Annotated in this window: 15 protein-coding genes (1 of these 15 cut by a window edge); 12 read left to right on the top strand and 3 right to left on the bottom strand. The window is 47.1% G+C overall.

All coding sequences use genetic code 11. The features are described from left to right. Positions 1 to 339 precede the first annotated feature (339 nt). Positions 340 to 1,275: a manganese-dependent inorganic pyrophosphatase gene (locus C0638_RS06060; protein WP_013369007.1), complete on the top strand. Its 936-nt coding sequence runs from the start codon at positions 340 to 342 to the stop codon at positions 1,273 to 1,275. Between the two features lie 62 nt (positions 1,276 to 1,337). Here C0638_RS06060 and C0638_RS06055 read toward each other — a convergent pair whose 3' ends face one another. From C0638_RS06055 to C0638_RS06045, 3 genes are all read right to left on the bottom strand, one after another. After that, entirely contained in the window at positions 1,338 to 2,261 is a 924-nt protein-coding gene (locus C0638_RS06055) for an alpha/beta hydrolase (protein WP_082689620.1), read from the bottom strand. Continuing rightward, complete coding sequence (locus tag C0638_RS06050; RefSeq protein WP_025674441.1) at positions 2,258 to 2,797, bottom strand: MarR family winged helix-turn-helix transcriptional regulator; 540 nt, start codon at positions 2,795 to 2,797, stop codon at positions 2,258 to 2,260. Before C0638_RS06050 ends, C0638_RS06055 begins: the two co-directional genes overlap by 4 nt. Before the next feature lie 110 nt (positions 2,798 to 2,907). Then, positions 2,908 to 3,870: an ATP-dependent DNA ligase gene (locus C0638_RS06045; RefSeq protein WP_082689619.1), complete on the bottom strand. Its 963-nt coding sequence runs from the start codon at positions 3,868 to 3,870 to the stop codon at positions 2,908 to 2,910. Between the two features lie 193 nt (positions 3,871 to 4,063). On the opposite strand from C0638_RS06045, the gene C0638_RS06040 reads away from it, so the two are divergent. From C0638_RS06040 to C0638_RS05990, 11 genes are all read left to right on the top strand, one after another. Continuing rightward, positions 4,064 to 4,339, top strand: a complete 276-nt coding sequence (locus tag C0638_RS06040; RefSeq protein WP_013369011.1) for a GNAT family N-acetyltransferase — start codon at positions 4,064 to 4,066, stop codon at positions 4,337 to 4,339. A 286-nt stretch (positions 4,340 to 4,625) separates the two neighbouring features. Further along, positions 4,626 to 5,192: a DUF420 domain-containing protein gene (locus C0638_RS06035; RefSeq protein ID WP_013369012.1), complete on the top strand. Its 567-nt coding sequence runs from the start codon at positions 4,626 to 4,628 to the stop codon at positions 5,190 to 5,192. A gap of 184 nt (positions 5,193 to 5,376) precedes the next feature. Next, complete coding sequence (locus C0638_RS06030; RefSeq protein ID WP_025674444.1) at positions 5,377 to 6,651, top strand: ABC transporter substrate-binding protein; 1,275 nt, start codon at positions 5,377 to 5,379, stop codon at positions 6,649 to 6,651. A gap of 64 nt (positions 6,652 to 6,715) precedes the next feature. Next, the gene (locus C0638_RS06025; protein ID WP_013369014.1) at positions 6,716 to 7,597 is read left to right on the top strand and encodes a carbohydrate ABC transporter permease; all 882 of its coding nucleotides are present in this window, start codon (positions 6,716 to 6,718) and stop codon (positions 7,595 to 7,597) included. Beyond that, the gene (locus C0638_RS06020; RefSeq protein ID WP_025674445.1) at positions 7,597 to 8,487 is read left to right on the top strand and encodes a carbohydrate ABC transporter permease; all 891 of its coding nucleotides are present in this window, start codon (positions 7,597 to 7,599) and stop codon (positions 8,485 to 8,487) included. The genes C0638_RS06025 and C0638_RS06020 overlap by 1 nt, the downstream gene beginning before the upstream one ends. A 50-nt stretch (positions 8,488 to 8,537) precedes the next feature. Next, a complete protein-coding gene (locus tag C0638_RS06015; protein WP_058710653.1) occupies positions 8,538 to 10,364 on the top strand; it encodes a protein O-GlcNAcase in 1,827 nt (608 codons plus the stop codon). A gap of 96 nt (positions 10,365 to 10,460) precedes the next feature. Continuing rightward, positions 10,461 to 12,002, top strand: a complete 1,542-nt coding sequence (locus tag C0638_RS06010; protein ID WP_058710652.1) for a DUF4127 family protein — start codon at positions 10,461 to 10,463, stop codon at positions 12,000 to 12,002. 5 nt (positions 12,003 to 12,007) lie between these two features. Continuing rightward, positions 12,008 to 12,727, top strand: a complete 720-nt coding sequence (locus C0638_RS06005; protein ID WP_013369018.1) for an N-acetylmannosamine-6-phosphate 2-epimerase — start codon at positions 12,008 to 12,010, stop codon at positions 12,725 to 12,727. Further along, on the top strand, positions 12,705 to 13,544 hold the full coding sequence (locus C0638_RS06000) for a MurR/RpiR family transcriptional regulator (RefSeq protein ID WP_040102328.1): 840 nt from the start codon (positions 12,705 to 12,707) through the stop codon (positions 13,542 to 13,544). Before C0638_RS06005 ends, C0638_RS06000 begins: the two co-directional genes overlap by 23 nt. Positions 13,545 to 13,660: 116 nt before the next feature. Then, complete coding sequence (locus tag C0638_RS05995) at positions 13,661 to 14,602, top strand: ROK family protein (RefSeq protein ID WP_233902322.1); 942 nt, start codon at positions 13,661 to 13,663, stop codon at positions 14,600 to 14,602. Between the two features lie 23 nt (positions 14,603 to 14,625). Beyond that, on the top strand, positions 14,626 to 14,639 hold the start of the coding sequence (locus tag C0638_RS05990) for an FAD-dependent oxidoreductase (RefSeq protein ID WP_013369021.1). Its footprint extends 1,597 nt past the window's final position; 14 of the gene's 1,611 nt are visible here — the first part of the coding sequence; its start codon is at positions 14,626 to 14,628; its stop codon lies off the right edge, out of view.

Below are 14,639 nucleotides of genomic sequence, written 5' to 3'. Positions count from 1 at the left end.
ATATGATATCTCTACATACTAGGATTTGAAGCCACTGCCGTTGTTCTCACGCCTCCCTTAATATCTAAAATAATAGAATTGACCACTGGTGACTAACTTGCCAGTTTTGAGGCATATCTTACCATATTGGTGGGATATATTACTATATGTTTTTTATATTTTTAGAAAAAATAAGGTTAACTTCACATGTAGATTCCATGGAAATGTTATGAATTTACTAGATTATTTTTGAAATCAATCGTAGGGGAATGGGAGAATGCAAGATTTAATGATATAATCTGCATTGGAATTGTTGAGGTTACACAATCACGTAAAATGCTTAAGGTGAAGGAGTCGATTATGTTGGCAAAAACATTGATTTTCGGGCATAAAAATCCGGATACGGATACCATTTGCTCAGCTATTGCTTATGCAGACTTGAAAACCAAACTGGGCGCCGACGTAGAGCCGGTTCGTCTGGGAGAGGTTAACGGGGAAACGCAGTATGCGCTGGATTATTTCAAAGTGAGCGCGCCGCGTCTGGTTGAGCAGGTTGCTACTGAAACAGACAGCGTCATTCTGGTCGATCATAATGAACGCCAGCAAAGCGCAACGGACATTGACAAGGTGCGCGTAACTGAAGTCATCGATCACCACCGGATCGCTAACTTTGAAACAAGCCAGCCGCTGTACTTCCGCGCTGAGCCAGTAGGTTGCACAGCCACCATTTTGAACAAACTCTACAAGGAAAACGGTGTAGCCATTCCCAAAGAAATCGCAGGTCTGATGTTGTCCGCGATTATTTCCGATTCCCTGTTGTTCAAATCCCCGACCTGCACAGATCAGGACGTAGCCGCTGCCCGCGAACTGGCCGAAATTGCTGGTGTAGATGCAGATCGTTACGGTTTTGACTTGCTTAAAGCGGGTGCTGATTTGAGTGGTCACACGATTGAGCAGTTAGTAAGCTTGGACGCAAAAGAATTCCAGATGAATGGACGCAAAGTGGAAATTGCACAAGTGAACGCAGTAGACGTAAACGATGTGCTGTCCCGTCAAGCTGATTTGGAAGCTGCATTAGCCCAAACCATTGCAGCTAAAAATCTTGATCTGTTCTTGTTCGTCGTAACAGACATTGTGAACAGTGATTCCATTGGTATTGCGCTGGGAAGCCAAGCCCAAGCAGTTGAAAAAGCCTACAATGTACAGTTGGATGACAACAAAGCTGTTCTGAAAGGTGTCGTATCGCGCAAATCGCAAATTGTGCCTGTATTGACAGAAGCTTTTAACAGTTTGTAATGATATAAAATAAGCCTCCTGAACCCGACTGCATGAAGGCAGTGGTAGCAGGAGGCTTATTTTTATTTCCTCAGATCTTCCAGAACGTCCTCGATACGAAATTCAAATGCCAATTTCAACTGGTCGCTCATCAGGTGCCAGGCACTTTCAGCTACAGCGAGATCCCCGCTATGAGTAAAAGCATGTGCGGCACCCATGTATTTCTTATACATTACGGGTACATCCGCTTCAATCAGCCGCTTGGCATACAACTCAGCTTCATCAGCCAAGGAGTCCAGCTCGGCCGTTATGATCAGCGCAGGAGGGAGATCATGTAGCGATTCTGCATAAATAGGAGAAGCCAACGGATTTCGCGCCTCATCTGGCGAGCGCAAATAGCTTTCATTGAAGATTTTTGCCACGCGAGGCGGAATCGCCTTCTCAAATTGAGGCTTCAGCTTGGGATCTGTAGCGATATCCAGTGAAGGGTAATCCAGCACCTGATACACAATCGGGAATTCCTTGCGATCTCGGGCCATAAGACACAGTGCTGCTGCAAGATTACCTCCTGCGCTATGTCCGCCGACCGCAATGCGTTGGGGATCGATGTTCAGCACGTTAGGATGCTTGTACACCCATTGGGTCACATCATAGCTTTCCTGTAGCGGAATAGGGAATTTGTGCTCCGGGGCCAAGCGATAATCGACATTAACGACGACGCAATTCGCACGTTCGGCAATGACCGGGCACCAGGGGTCATCCATTTCAGCGCTGCCCATAATGAATCCGCTACCATGAAAATTGACGAATACTGGGAGTGGATCAGCAGACCTGAGGGAAGGCTCATATACAATCACCCTGGAATCACCTACAGAGGTGGGAATCATCCTCTCTGTCCGATGTACTTTGGGAGAATGCGAAGGTTTAAAATCGGATGCTGTTATCATCCGGCCAGCCGATCTGCGGGCAAGTTTGACGAACAGATTTTGTCTCAGTCTTCGCACTATTTGTCTTTCTCCTCTCTGAGGGCGCTGGGGGTGGTTAGACGCGAACCTTTAACATCTTCAAAAGCATCTCGTACGCGTGACAAATAGGTCTGAAACTGGCAGAGTTCCGCTTCAGTAAAGTCTGACATCAGACGTGAAGCCAGCCCTATAAAAAAAGGGTCCATCTGCTGAATTTTACTTCTTCCTTTATCATTCAGGGAAACAAACACTCCCCGCTTGTCATTGGGATCGTCGTATTTATTAATGAATCCTTCTTGTTCAAGAGAAATGACCATAGAACTGATTGCTGCTCGGCTGACACCCATCTTTTCAGCTAAAGCAGAAGGAGAGGACATTTCATCTCTTTGCGCAGAAAGTACACAAAGTGCAATATATTGCCCGTAGGAGAGACCAAATTCACGCGAACGTTTTTCCATATTTTTTCTTATTTCGTACGTTATAGAAAATAAATCTACCAAAACACCAATCGGCTTATTGCCACCTGGAAATAGATTATAGGCCAGTTGACGAATTTCGGAGTCCAAAAAAAAGAACATGCGATCCACCTCGATGTAGTTAATTAGTTAACTGTAATTTAATTAACCACTGGTTGCAATGATTTATACAAACTTTGTTCTGCATTTTTTGAAAAAGTATCGGTAAAACGTCACTTCCAAGGTCCGATGCACTGTTCAATACCTTGATCCACAAGAGCTTGGATGGAGGGCTGACGCAAGGTACGTCCTTCTTGCCAGCGCCACTCACTATATTGAATCTTGGCGGTAAACATGGGCTTTACCCAAAATGCGTCTTGATGCCGATCCGGTTTATTAATAAAAGGTCGCTCCGATATGGTATGTGGCAAGAGGCGCTCGGTTAGCTGACGCCAATCTCCACGAGTCAGCTTACCTGTACCCACGTGCCCGATATAGCGCAGCATTCCTTGTCTATCATACTGGCCCAGCAATACAGCGTTGATAACGCCTCCGTTTAGGGTATAGCCACCGATAACGGCAATGATATCACCATAATTTTTGACCTTGACCCATCGTCTGTCCTGTCCGCCCAATGTGTACGGACTATCCAGTTTTTTGCACACAATACCTTCCATTCCTTGGCTGCACATAACCTGAAATAGAGCTTGTCCATCAGGATGAGCAGGAGCCAGTTGGATCCGTTCATTCGGTAGGATGATCTGATGCAGCAGTTCAAGCCTTTCCTGTAACGGTTTGCGATGAACCCATTCCCCATTTAGATAAACAATATCGAACAACATGTAAGTAGCGGGTACGGCTTTATAGGCTGCCTGAATTCGATCCGTCCGGCGAATCAGATCCCGGCGCATAATTTCATGGAACGACGGTTTACCGTCGGCACCAAGTGCGATCATCTCCCCGTCCAGTATGACTGAATCTGCCCTGCAGTAGGAGGAGAAGTGAGCAAGCTCCGGATACAATAGCGTTCGTTCATGCTGCTTGCGATTGAACAGACGCGTGCTGCCCTGATCGTGATACGTTAAAATTCTTGTACCGTCCCATTTTATTTCGTAACGCCAAATGCCTGCATCTACAGGGACTTTTTCGCTCAGTTCCGGTTCAAACGGGATGACAGGCTTCATTTCCGTGCCCAACACAGCACCTCCCTTTACCTTAATTGGAATAAATATAGTGTCGACGATAGTTCCTTTTTTATGTATGTGATGTTTCGCTGTCCCCTAAATAGGGGAATGATAAGGATATCTAGCGTGGGCATCAAGTGATTGCAGTACTCGTTCGCATGGAGTTGTACCGGCATTTTCTTCAGTCAGAAAGGGGATTGGTCTCATGAGACAAATTCGCGAGGAAGACCATGCAGTAGTCATGGTGGATGATGGACAGGTAGTTGCAGAAGTAGGTTATAAATCCGTAGATGACCACTCTTTGGTCATTGACCATACATTTGTATCCGAGCAGTTACGGGGTCAAAAAATTGGCAAGGAGCTTATCGACAAAGTTGTTGCTATGGCAAGGGAACAGCATAAAAAGGTGATCCCTGCTTGCTCGTACGCGCTGGCTCTGTTCAAGCGTCATCAGGAATACAGTGACGTCTGGCAGCAATAAATATGATATCATGGCAGTGTGTTGCATAGCCGACACAACACCGGAGTGGGGAACGGTCCCTTTTCGGTGTTTTTTGTGTGCATAAAGCTTGTAAAATGAATGCATTCTACCGTTGATATGGGGAGATAAGAGCGATTCCCAAATGATGAAGCATATTTTCAGGAGAATCGCTGTGAAATTGTTCATACTGTTGTCACTTCACAGGCTATCTATGAGTTCTATATAATATATTATGGTTATGACCGCAAAAATAACGAAAACCTGAATTTAAACGAAGGAGACGCTCATGATGAATAAAGCGAGTGAGGACAAGCAGTACGTTCCAACGAGCAATCGTAATTTTACAGCCTTGATTATCACCGTTTCCATTATAGCCAATGTGATTATTTTGCTGCTGTTCTTTTCGCCGATCGGATACCAGGGGAGTGTTAGTTTTGATCTCACTATTTTCCCAAGGTTGAATGCGATTTTTAACAGCTTCACATTTATTTTCCTGGTGGCTGCATTGGTTGCGATTTTCAAGAAAAACATTAAGGTGCATAAAACCTTTATTCTGCTGGCCTTCGCCAGTACCGTTTTGTTTTTATTTTCCTACCTAACCTTCCATTACATTTCGCCGGAAACTGCAAAATATGGTGGTGTGGGTATCCTACGGCCGATTTACTTTACGCTGTTGATTTCGCACAGTATACTGGCTGCGATTATCGTACCGCTGGCGCTATTCACAGTTGTATGGGGATGGACGATGCAGGTAGCAAAACATCGTAAAATTGCCCGTTGGACGATGCCTATTTGGCTATATGTGAGCTTGACTGGAGTTTTGGTGTACGTTTTCATGGCTCCATATTATTAATAGATGTTAATCCTCTGTAGGTTGATTTGGAAAACATGGCGTCTCTGTTGAAGAGGCGTCTTTTTTGTATCCAATAAAAGAAAAATTATTCCTTCTAAATTTATTTTATTGAAAAAATGTTCCTTCTATAACGGTATTTCTGTTATAATTTACCTTAATCAACTAAGAACAAGGGGGTCACCATGTGACAAAGAAAGCGAAAGGCAGGTTACGGTTGCTTGTATCTATGCTGGCACTGGTTGTACTGCTGAGCGGCTGCGGTGGCGGAGGCTCAAAGCCGGAAAAGGTAGACGGAGGGAAAGTGACACTGCAATTTTGGACCATTGCGCTACAACCTACATTTACCCCGTATTTTAATCGGGTCATTGCCGATTATGAGCAGAAGAACCCTAATGTCAAAATTGATTGGAAGGATTACCCGTATGATGCAGTGACCAATAAGTTATTGACGAGTATTGCTAGCAACAGCAGCCCGGATGTAGTGAATCTCAATACAGAATTTGCTAGCCAAATGGGCTCTAAGGGTGCTGTTGTTGATATGAATGAACACTTGTCGCCCGAGGAAAAGGCTGCTTATTTCGAGGGTATTTATAATTCTACGGTTATTAACGGTAAAGCTTATGCACTACCCTGGTATACCGGCACGGAAGTACTTTACATGAATACAAAGCTGGTTAAAGCTGCTGGATTGGACCCTGCTCATCCGCCCAAAACGCGGGAGGAATTGTCAGAATGGGGCCGCCAAATCAATAGAAAAATCGGTAAGGCTGGCTATGCTCAGCAGCTCGTATCCAAGCTTTTTGCGGTTGACGGTATTCCCATTCTAAATAAAGAGAAGACAGCAGCTGCATTCAACACTCCAGACGCAGTCACCATGATTGATAATCTAAAAAAACAGATGGAAGATGGTGTCGTGCTCAAGGAAGATGCTGATTTTTCACAGCAAGTGAAATATTATGCCGGCGAGCAGGTTGCCTTTGAGCTGGCAGGTCCGACGTTCATCAATTTTATCAAAACGGCGGCGCCGGACGTATATAAGAATACGATTGCTGTTCCGGTCCCAACCGGCAAAGCTGATGTGCGACTCTCCAACTCTATGGACCTGGTCGTACCTACCAAGTCTGCACATATAGACGAGGCGGTGAAATTTGCTGTTTTCTTAACAAATGCTGAGAGTCAAACGGCTTTTTCTAAAGAGGCCAATACCCTACCTTCCACGAAAGAATCCATTAAAGACTCGTATTTTACTCAGTCTGACCAATCATTAGAAGCACAAGCCAAGGTAGTATCTGCACAAAGCTTGGATAAGGCGACAGATTATATGGTCGGTGTGCCTAATGCCAAGGATGTGAACAGCGCGATCGCGCGAGCCTTGCAAAATATTTTATTGAACGGAAGAGATACGAAGGAGACGCTTACTGCCCTGGAGCAGGAAGTAAACGATATTTTAAAGCAATAGGTATGACAGGGGAGTAATGCGAATACTCCCCTGTTCATTTATCAAAATCAGGTGGTGATGCAGCATGATCAAATGGTTGAGGTCGGAGTCCTTTACGGCCTGGGCCTTTATGACGCCGGGACTGTTATTGCTTGCCGTCTTTGTATTTTGGCCTATTATTTACAGCATTCCGCTGGCATTGACGGACTACTCTGTCATATCAGATACCCATTTTGTCGGCTTGGATAATTTTGAAGCAGCGTTTAAGGACCGTAACTTTCTTATTTCGATTTGGAATTCATTGTTATACGTGCTCATTGTCCCCTTTCTTCAACTTTTCTCTATCCTGATGGCTGTGCTGGTGAACAGCCGTATCCCTGGAATTAAAATATTTCGTACGACCTACTACATCCCTGTTGTGACTTCGATGGTAGCTGTGGCCTTAATTTGGAGTTGGCTGTTGGGCAATAACAGCGTAGTGAACTATTTGCTTATACAAGCAGGTTTGATAAGCAAAGACATACACTGGCTATCGGACAGTAATTTAGCCTTGTATGTACTGATGTTCATCACGATGTGGAAGGGACTCGGGTATTATATGATGCTCTATCTGGCAGGATTACAAAACATTCCTCATGATCTATACGAAGCCGCTAGGGTGGACGGAGCAAGTCGATGGCGTTTGATTATTCATATTACGCTTCCGCTGCTAAAACCTTACGTTTTATTCTGTACCCTCATATCGCTTATGGCAGCTATTCGTGTTTTTGATGAGGTATATGTGTTAACCAAGGGTGGACCGGGAACGGCCACGTTGACATCCAGCTTGTATATTTTTCAAAAGGGGATGGAGCAGTTTAATTTTGGGTACGCTTCGGCACTTGGCTTAATTGTCGGTGCAATGATTGCAGTACTTAGTATTATCGTATTCCGATTCAATAGGAAAGGCGGTGTCAATCCCTATTGATGAATCTACAGAATGATAAAATGCTACACTCGTCTCTTCCTAAAAAGGAGAGCAGTCGCATCATGCGTAGTCTTGGTCGAGTGCTCAGAATGACGATAATGTATTTGCTTTTAGTGCTGCTAGCCCTCTTTTTAATGGGACCGTTTCTATGGCTGCTTAGTGTATCCCTCATGCCAGGCCGTAATATTTTTTCAACGCCGCCTGCAATCTTCCCGACCTTTATTGATTTCGACAACTATGTTCAGGTGTGGCAGTTCATGGATTTTCCTAAATATATGCTGAATACAGTCATCATTACGGTGTTGGGCGTTGTGCTCAATGTGATACTGGCCAGTTTGACGGGGTATCCCTTGGCTGTATTTCGTTTTAAGGGTAAAAATGTGGTGTTTACGTTGCTGATTGCTACAATGATTATTCCTTCTTATACGGCATTTATTGTGCATTATCTGACCATTCAAGGACTTCACCTGGGCAATACATATATGGGTGTAGTGTTGCCTGGGGCAGTCTCTGTGTTCAACATTTTTCTAATGCGGCAGACGTTTATTCATATCCCCGCCGACGTGCGTGATTCGGGTAAAATGGACGGCGCTTCGGAGTTTCGAATCTGGTGGCAGTTGGTGCTTCCGCTGGTCAAACCGGCGCTTGCTGTGATTTCTCTGTTGGAGGCCATGTCGTTCTGGAACAGCTTCCTGTGGCCTATCGTTATTCTGAACGATACGGAGCTATACCCGCTGGCAGCTGCACTTACGTATCTCAATGGTCAGTTTGCTTATAATTTTGGCTGGATTGCTGCAGGCACAATGATTTCGGTATTGCCGATCATTATATTGTTCCTGTTCACACAGCGCTATTATATGGAAGGCTTGGCGGGAGCGGTAAAAGGATAATTAAGAAGTCTCGGCTACGGAGAGTCCGTAAATGGAAGGAGACGATTGCGATGGAACTGTCCAAAGGAATGCGGCCTAATTCGGGTGTAGGGCTAACACCGCAGGAGATTCAATATTATTTTCGTGATGTGTATGACAGTGGGGACAAACTGGTTATCTCTGAACCGAACCTGATCTGTGAACTGTCCTCGCGCTTCGCAATGAACCAGGAATATGAAGGTGCACTGGATCCCGAGGGACCGATCAGGCTCATTGCACCTCCGGGACCCGGTGTTCCGACTGAAACAAGGGGAAGCGTGCAGTTGGTACTTGAGTATGACAGAACGCTTACTGCAGATGGATATCGTTTGGACATTCAGAAGGAAGGTAGAATTGAAATCCATGCGTCCAATAAAAGAGGGCTCAAGTACGGCATGGATGCCCTGCATCTCCTGCTTCAAGTAGAACAGGAACGATGTACGCTACCGGTGATATCTATTCGAGATGAGCCTTCCTTTCCGGTCAGAGGAATCATTGAAGGCTTCTACGGAAAACCGTGGAGTTTCGCGGATCGGTTGGATGCCGTCCATTTTATGGCTGCGCATCGGATGAACACGTTCATGTACGCTCCCAAGGACGATCCATATCATCGTGAGCTATGGAGGGAACCGTACCCTGAGGAGACGTTTGCCCAAATCCGCGAATTAAAGGAAGACTGTGAACGGCACGAGGTTGATTTTCATTATTGTATCAGTCCAGGGAATGACCTGAGTTTTGGCAGCGATGAAGATTTCCTCAAATTAACGGAAAAGCTGGCGGCCATGATGGCGATTGGCGTGCGCCATTTTTCTATATTAATGGATGACATTGATTATGTCCTTAAAGGAGAAAATCGACATTTACTGGGCCGCTCGGGCCACGCCCATGTCTTTTTAACGAATAAGGTTCATACATGGTTGGCTGAACGGCTGCCTGAATTTACGCTGACAGTCTGTCCTTCGGAATATTGGTCCTATTGGGATACCGAATACAAAAAGGATTTCCGGGAGCGATTGCATCCGGAGATTAAGGTGTTCTGGACGGGATACTTTGTTTTTGCTCCACAGATTAGTCGCCAGCATGCTGCCGATAATCATGCGTTCTATGGGCATGAGCTGTGGTTGTGGGATAACATCCCGGTGAATGATTGTGACCATGATCGGTTATTCCTCGATCCACTGCGCGGACGGTATTCCGGTCTTCCAGATTGCGGACATACCGGCATGGTAGCCAACCCGATGAACCAGTGGGAGTGCTCCAAAGTGACGCTCATTACGATGTCCCACTATATGTGGAACAGTGAGCGGTATATGCCAGAGCTGTCCTGGGAATGGGCTGTGCGAGAGTTGGCGGGGGAGCATACAGATGAACTGATGTTTTTCTGTCGCCAAAACAAGAACAGCCGACTGGGCGGAAGCACGTATGAGGATGTGGACCTTGCTTTGCAAATGCGCGATATCCCTGCGCTGGATATATACTTCGAGCGACTGCTTTACGTCGTGAGCGTCCTACAGAATATATCTGCCGATGATCCGGCGGCAGGCTTCGTGGCACAGGCTGCGCCTTGGTTGGAACGTGCCAAGTTGGACGTGAGCCTGTGGCAAGTGCTGCGCCAAGCTGCGCTCGGTAGCGAGCGCCAGAACGATGTGCAGTCGCTAGGAAATCTCATGCAGAGCGAAGCAACTGACGGACAAGAGCCGCCGCCTCTGACGGACGAGGTCGTGGACGAACTACGACGCAGTATTACGGCTTGCCTGGAAGCGGAGGCTCGGCTGGGAAGCAATCCGGCGATCCGTGCCGCCGTGCAGTGGGGCTATGTCGATCAGGATGAACAAGGCAAACATCGACTGATCTTGTGAGAATTTGTATGGAATAAAGAACCAAGGCAGCATAGCTGCCCTGAAAATAACCATTTGCCGTTAGGATAACGGTAATTTTCAGGAGAGGTGGAGCGTATGGTGAAGCCAAATACTCGATTACTTTTTGTGCCGCTGGATGAGCGGCCCTGTAATTATCAATTTCCTTACTTACTGGCACAGGGCACAGACCTTGAAATGGAGCGCCCTCCATTGGAATGGATGGGACAAAAGAAAACCCCTGGCGATACGACCAGATTATGGGCATGGCTCGAAGAACGTGCGGCGAGTGCTGATGGAGCTATTATTGCGATGGATACGCTGCTGTACGGGGGGATCGTACCCTCTCGGCTGCACGGAATGTCGAGTGGGCAGGTCAGGAACAGGGCTAATCGTCTTCGCAGGTTAAAGCAACTATACCCGCAACTGACTCTGTATGCATTTCAATTGATTATGCGTTGTCCGCAGTACTCTTTAGCTGATGAGGAACCAGACTACTATGCTGATTGGGGCCGTGAGATATTTAGAAAGGGTTTCATTGAGCATCGTCAGGAGCTAGCGATTGCTACCGCAGAAGAGTTGCTGGAATTAGCGGACATCGATGAGCGTTTGCCTATAGAGATTTTGGATGATTATCTAGGGCGTCGCCGTGTGAATTTGGAAGCCAATCAAGTAGCACTGGAACTGGTAGCAGAAGGCGTGATTGATTTTATGATCATCCCACAGGATGATTCGGCTCCCTACGGCTATACCGCCAAGGATCAACAACGGCTAAGAAGTCGTATTTCCGAGCTTGGGTTAGATTTGAAAGTATATATGTACCCAGGGGCAGACGAAGTGGGTTGTACGTTGCTAGCTCGTTGGGTGAATCAGACGAATCATGTAGTTCCACTGGTGTATCCTCGATTGTCTGCTTTGCAGGGAGCATTTGTAGTCCCGCTTTTTGAGGATCGTTATTTTTACGAGACGTTAAAGTATCAGATTATAGCGGCAGGTGGGCTGATTGCTTCCTCAGCAGCGGAGGCTGATTTGATTTTGCTGGCGAACACGCCCGGAGACACGATGGCAGAAGCTTCATCCCAGCAGCATGCGATGGCCGGATATGATGTACATCGGAATCTGGTAGAGCTAGTTGAGTACGGTGCTCATATGCAGCATGATGCCAATAAAAATATTGCAATTGCGGATGTAGCCTACGCCAACGGAGCCGATCTCAAGCTACTTAGACTATTGAGGCAAAAGGGATTGCTATTTAAGCTGGCAGGCTATGCAGGCTGGAATACTAGTTCTAACACGCTCGGTACTGTCATTGCTCAGTCTATGCTTTATGTCCGCTATGGTCCTACGGAGGAACACCTGGATTTTCTGGGGCTACGCTACGCTGAGGATGCCTGTTATTGCGCCGTGGTACGTACAGCTATGAATAATGGAATTGTGGAGCAGATGGGTTTTAACAAGTTTATGCTCGATGGCTCTAGAGGGTCGGTAGCTGCAGTCATTCGCGGACGGCTGGAGCAGGCACTCGATGAATATGTAAACGGGCCGGAAGGTCGCGTGGAAATTACAGATTGCTACATGCCGTGGAACCGTACCTTTGAAGTTGGATTGACTGTACGGCATTATGCCGAGGGGAGGGAGTGATTCCTATGGGAATGGAAGGTGTATTATCCAAGGTTCGGCATGGACTGATCGTTTCCTGTCAGGCGCTACCAGGCGAACCGTTGCATGGAGCAGATTCTATGGTCAAAATGGCGCGTGCTGCACAGGAGGGTGGAGCTGTAGCGATTCGTGCCAATGGTGCATCGGATGTACGTGCGATTAAACAGGCGATCCCTCTACCAGTCATTGGTTTGATTAAACGGGATTATAATGATTCTGATATTTACATTACGCCTACCCTCCGTGAAATGGAGGAACTGGTGGAGGCAGGTGCGGATATCATTGCGCTGGATGCCACATTGAGACCGCGCCCAGCGGGATGTAAGTTGAAACACCTCATAGATTACGCCCATGAGCACGGAGTCGCTTCCATGGCGGATATATCGACACTAGAGGAAGCACTTCATGCGGCTTCCCTTGGTATAGGCTGCGTATCCACGACGTTATCCGGTTATACGCCATATTCTACTCAGATAGAGGGTCCGGATCTGGAATTGGTTCGGAGAGCATCAGAGCTGGTTCCTGTTCCTGTCATTGCAGAGGGCAGAATCCATGATCCGGCACAAGTAGAGGAAGCGTTTCGGCTGGGTGCACATGCAGTGGTTGTAGGCTCGGCGATTACTAGACCCCAATTGATTACGCAGCGGTTTGCCGATGCCGCAAGGAAGGCAGTGAAATGCATCTATGGAGATGAACGACCGAATTAACACGTATTATCCTTCATTAACGAAATCGGAGCAAAAGGTCGCTTTGTGCGTACTGGAGTGCCCCGCTGACATCATATATTTCTCCGTGACGGAGCTGGCTGACTTTGCAGGTACAGGCGAAACGACTGTTATGCGTTTTTGCCGGAAAATTGGTTTTAAAGGGTATCAGGATTTCCGACTGTCGTTGGCGCAAAACCAGACTTATCGCAAAACCGATATGAGCGAGGAGAACAACGACCCAGATAACGAACATGATATTACCCGCACGGTGTATCACAATATGCTCGATATATTGCATTCCAGTATGGGGCTCTTGGATCGTTCGGAGCTTAGTCGTGCGATAGCGTGTCTCGATCAAGCGGGTTATGTTCAATTTTTCGGGGTAGGTGCATCGGGCATTTCCGCGCAGGATGCTAAAAACCGCTTCTTGCGGATTGGGCGGCGCGCCGAGGCTGTGGCAGACGGACATATTCAGTCGATGATGGCGGTGTCCATGAGTCCTGGTGATGTCGCTATTGGTATCAGTGTATCAGGAAGTACGCTGGATACGAACGACATGCTGCACAAGGCCAAGCAGAACGGTGCAACAGTTATCGCAATTACGAATTATGCAAAATCACCTATTACCTCCATTGCAGATATTGTTTTACTGACCGCAGGGAAGGAAGCTCCGATAGAAGGCGGTTCAATCGGCGCCAAAATCTCACAGCTATTCGTGATTGACCTCATCTGTGAAGGACTTGCTCGCAAGCACACGAGTCACACCAAACAAATGAAGGAAAAAACAGCGAGAGCGGTGATTGAACGAAGCTATTGAAATTCTGCGATTGTGGATTGGATTACGGCACGCTCCGACAGTTCATCATGTTTTTCTATCTATAGAAGGTTTGTGCTAAGAGCTCGTAAGCTTTTATGTGGGGGAACAAGGAGGATATGGTGGTGGCAGTTGCATTGAATAAAGTCATTGGGATCGACATTGGAGGGACTTCCGTAAAGGCCGCCATAGTGGCACGGGATGGATCGGTACTTGATGAAATTCGAATGGGTACAGATGCCTCCCGTGGGCGTGAATGGGTATTGTCGCGTGTGTCTGAGTCTGTATTCAGACTGATGCGTTCTTTTGGAGATACCAGTGTGAGTACCCCTGTAGGTATAGGCGCTTTAGGTATTGCTACTGCTGGCAGAGTGAATGTGGAGAGCGGTGAAGTTGTGTACGCTACAGATAACCTACCTGGCTGGCAGGGTACATCCTTGGTGAGGTGGGCTAGAGAAAAGCTGGCTTTACGTGCGGTTGCTGATAATGATGCGAACGCTGCGTTACTTGGAGAAGCTTGGCAGGGGGCCGGGAAGGGTAAGCAGCGCCTAGCCATGCTCACCTTGGGAACAGGGGTCGGAGGCGCGTATATGGAAAATGGCCTCTTGTGTAGAGGGGCCCACTGGAGCGGCGGCGATTGGGGGCACAGTATTTTGTTTCCTGGAGGTCACCCCTGCAATTGCGGGAAAAAGGGATGTGCTGAGCAATACGTATCAGGTAGCGCCCTGTTACGTCGAGGTAGTGAATGCACCGGAAAACTGTATTGTTCTGGGAACGAGATTGTGGAAGAGGCCGCTCACGGCAACCTGAAGACAATTCAGGCGCTAGATGACTACACAGCAGATTTAGCTGTTCTTCTGGCTAATATATCGGTGACTCTTGATCCTGAGTTGATCATTGTTGGGGGAGGAGTAGCGGACGCGGGAGATGTCTGGTGGCCCTTGCTGGAAAAGCATCTGGACCGACTGGGAGTTCAGACAGAAGTAAGTCGGGCAATGTTGGGAAACCGCGCTGGATTCATTGGCGCTGCCAGGCTTGCTTTTGAGATGACGGAATCTTAGTAAAAATGAAAGGGGAACGAACCATGACGCAAAAACG

It is taken from the genome of Paenibacillus sp. lzh-N1 (assembly GCF_002872435.1).
Lineage (GTDB): Bacteria > Bacillota > Bacilli > Paenibacillales > Paenibacillaceae > Paenibacillus > Paenibacillus polymyxa_C.
The sequence above is the reverse complement of the archived record's forward strand: the minus strand, read 5'-3'. Positions and strand labels throughout refer to the sequence as shown.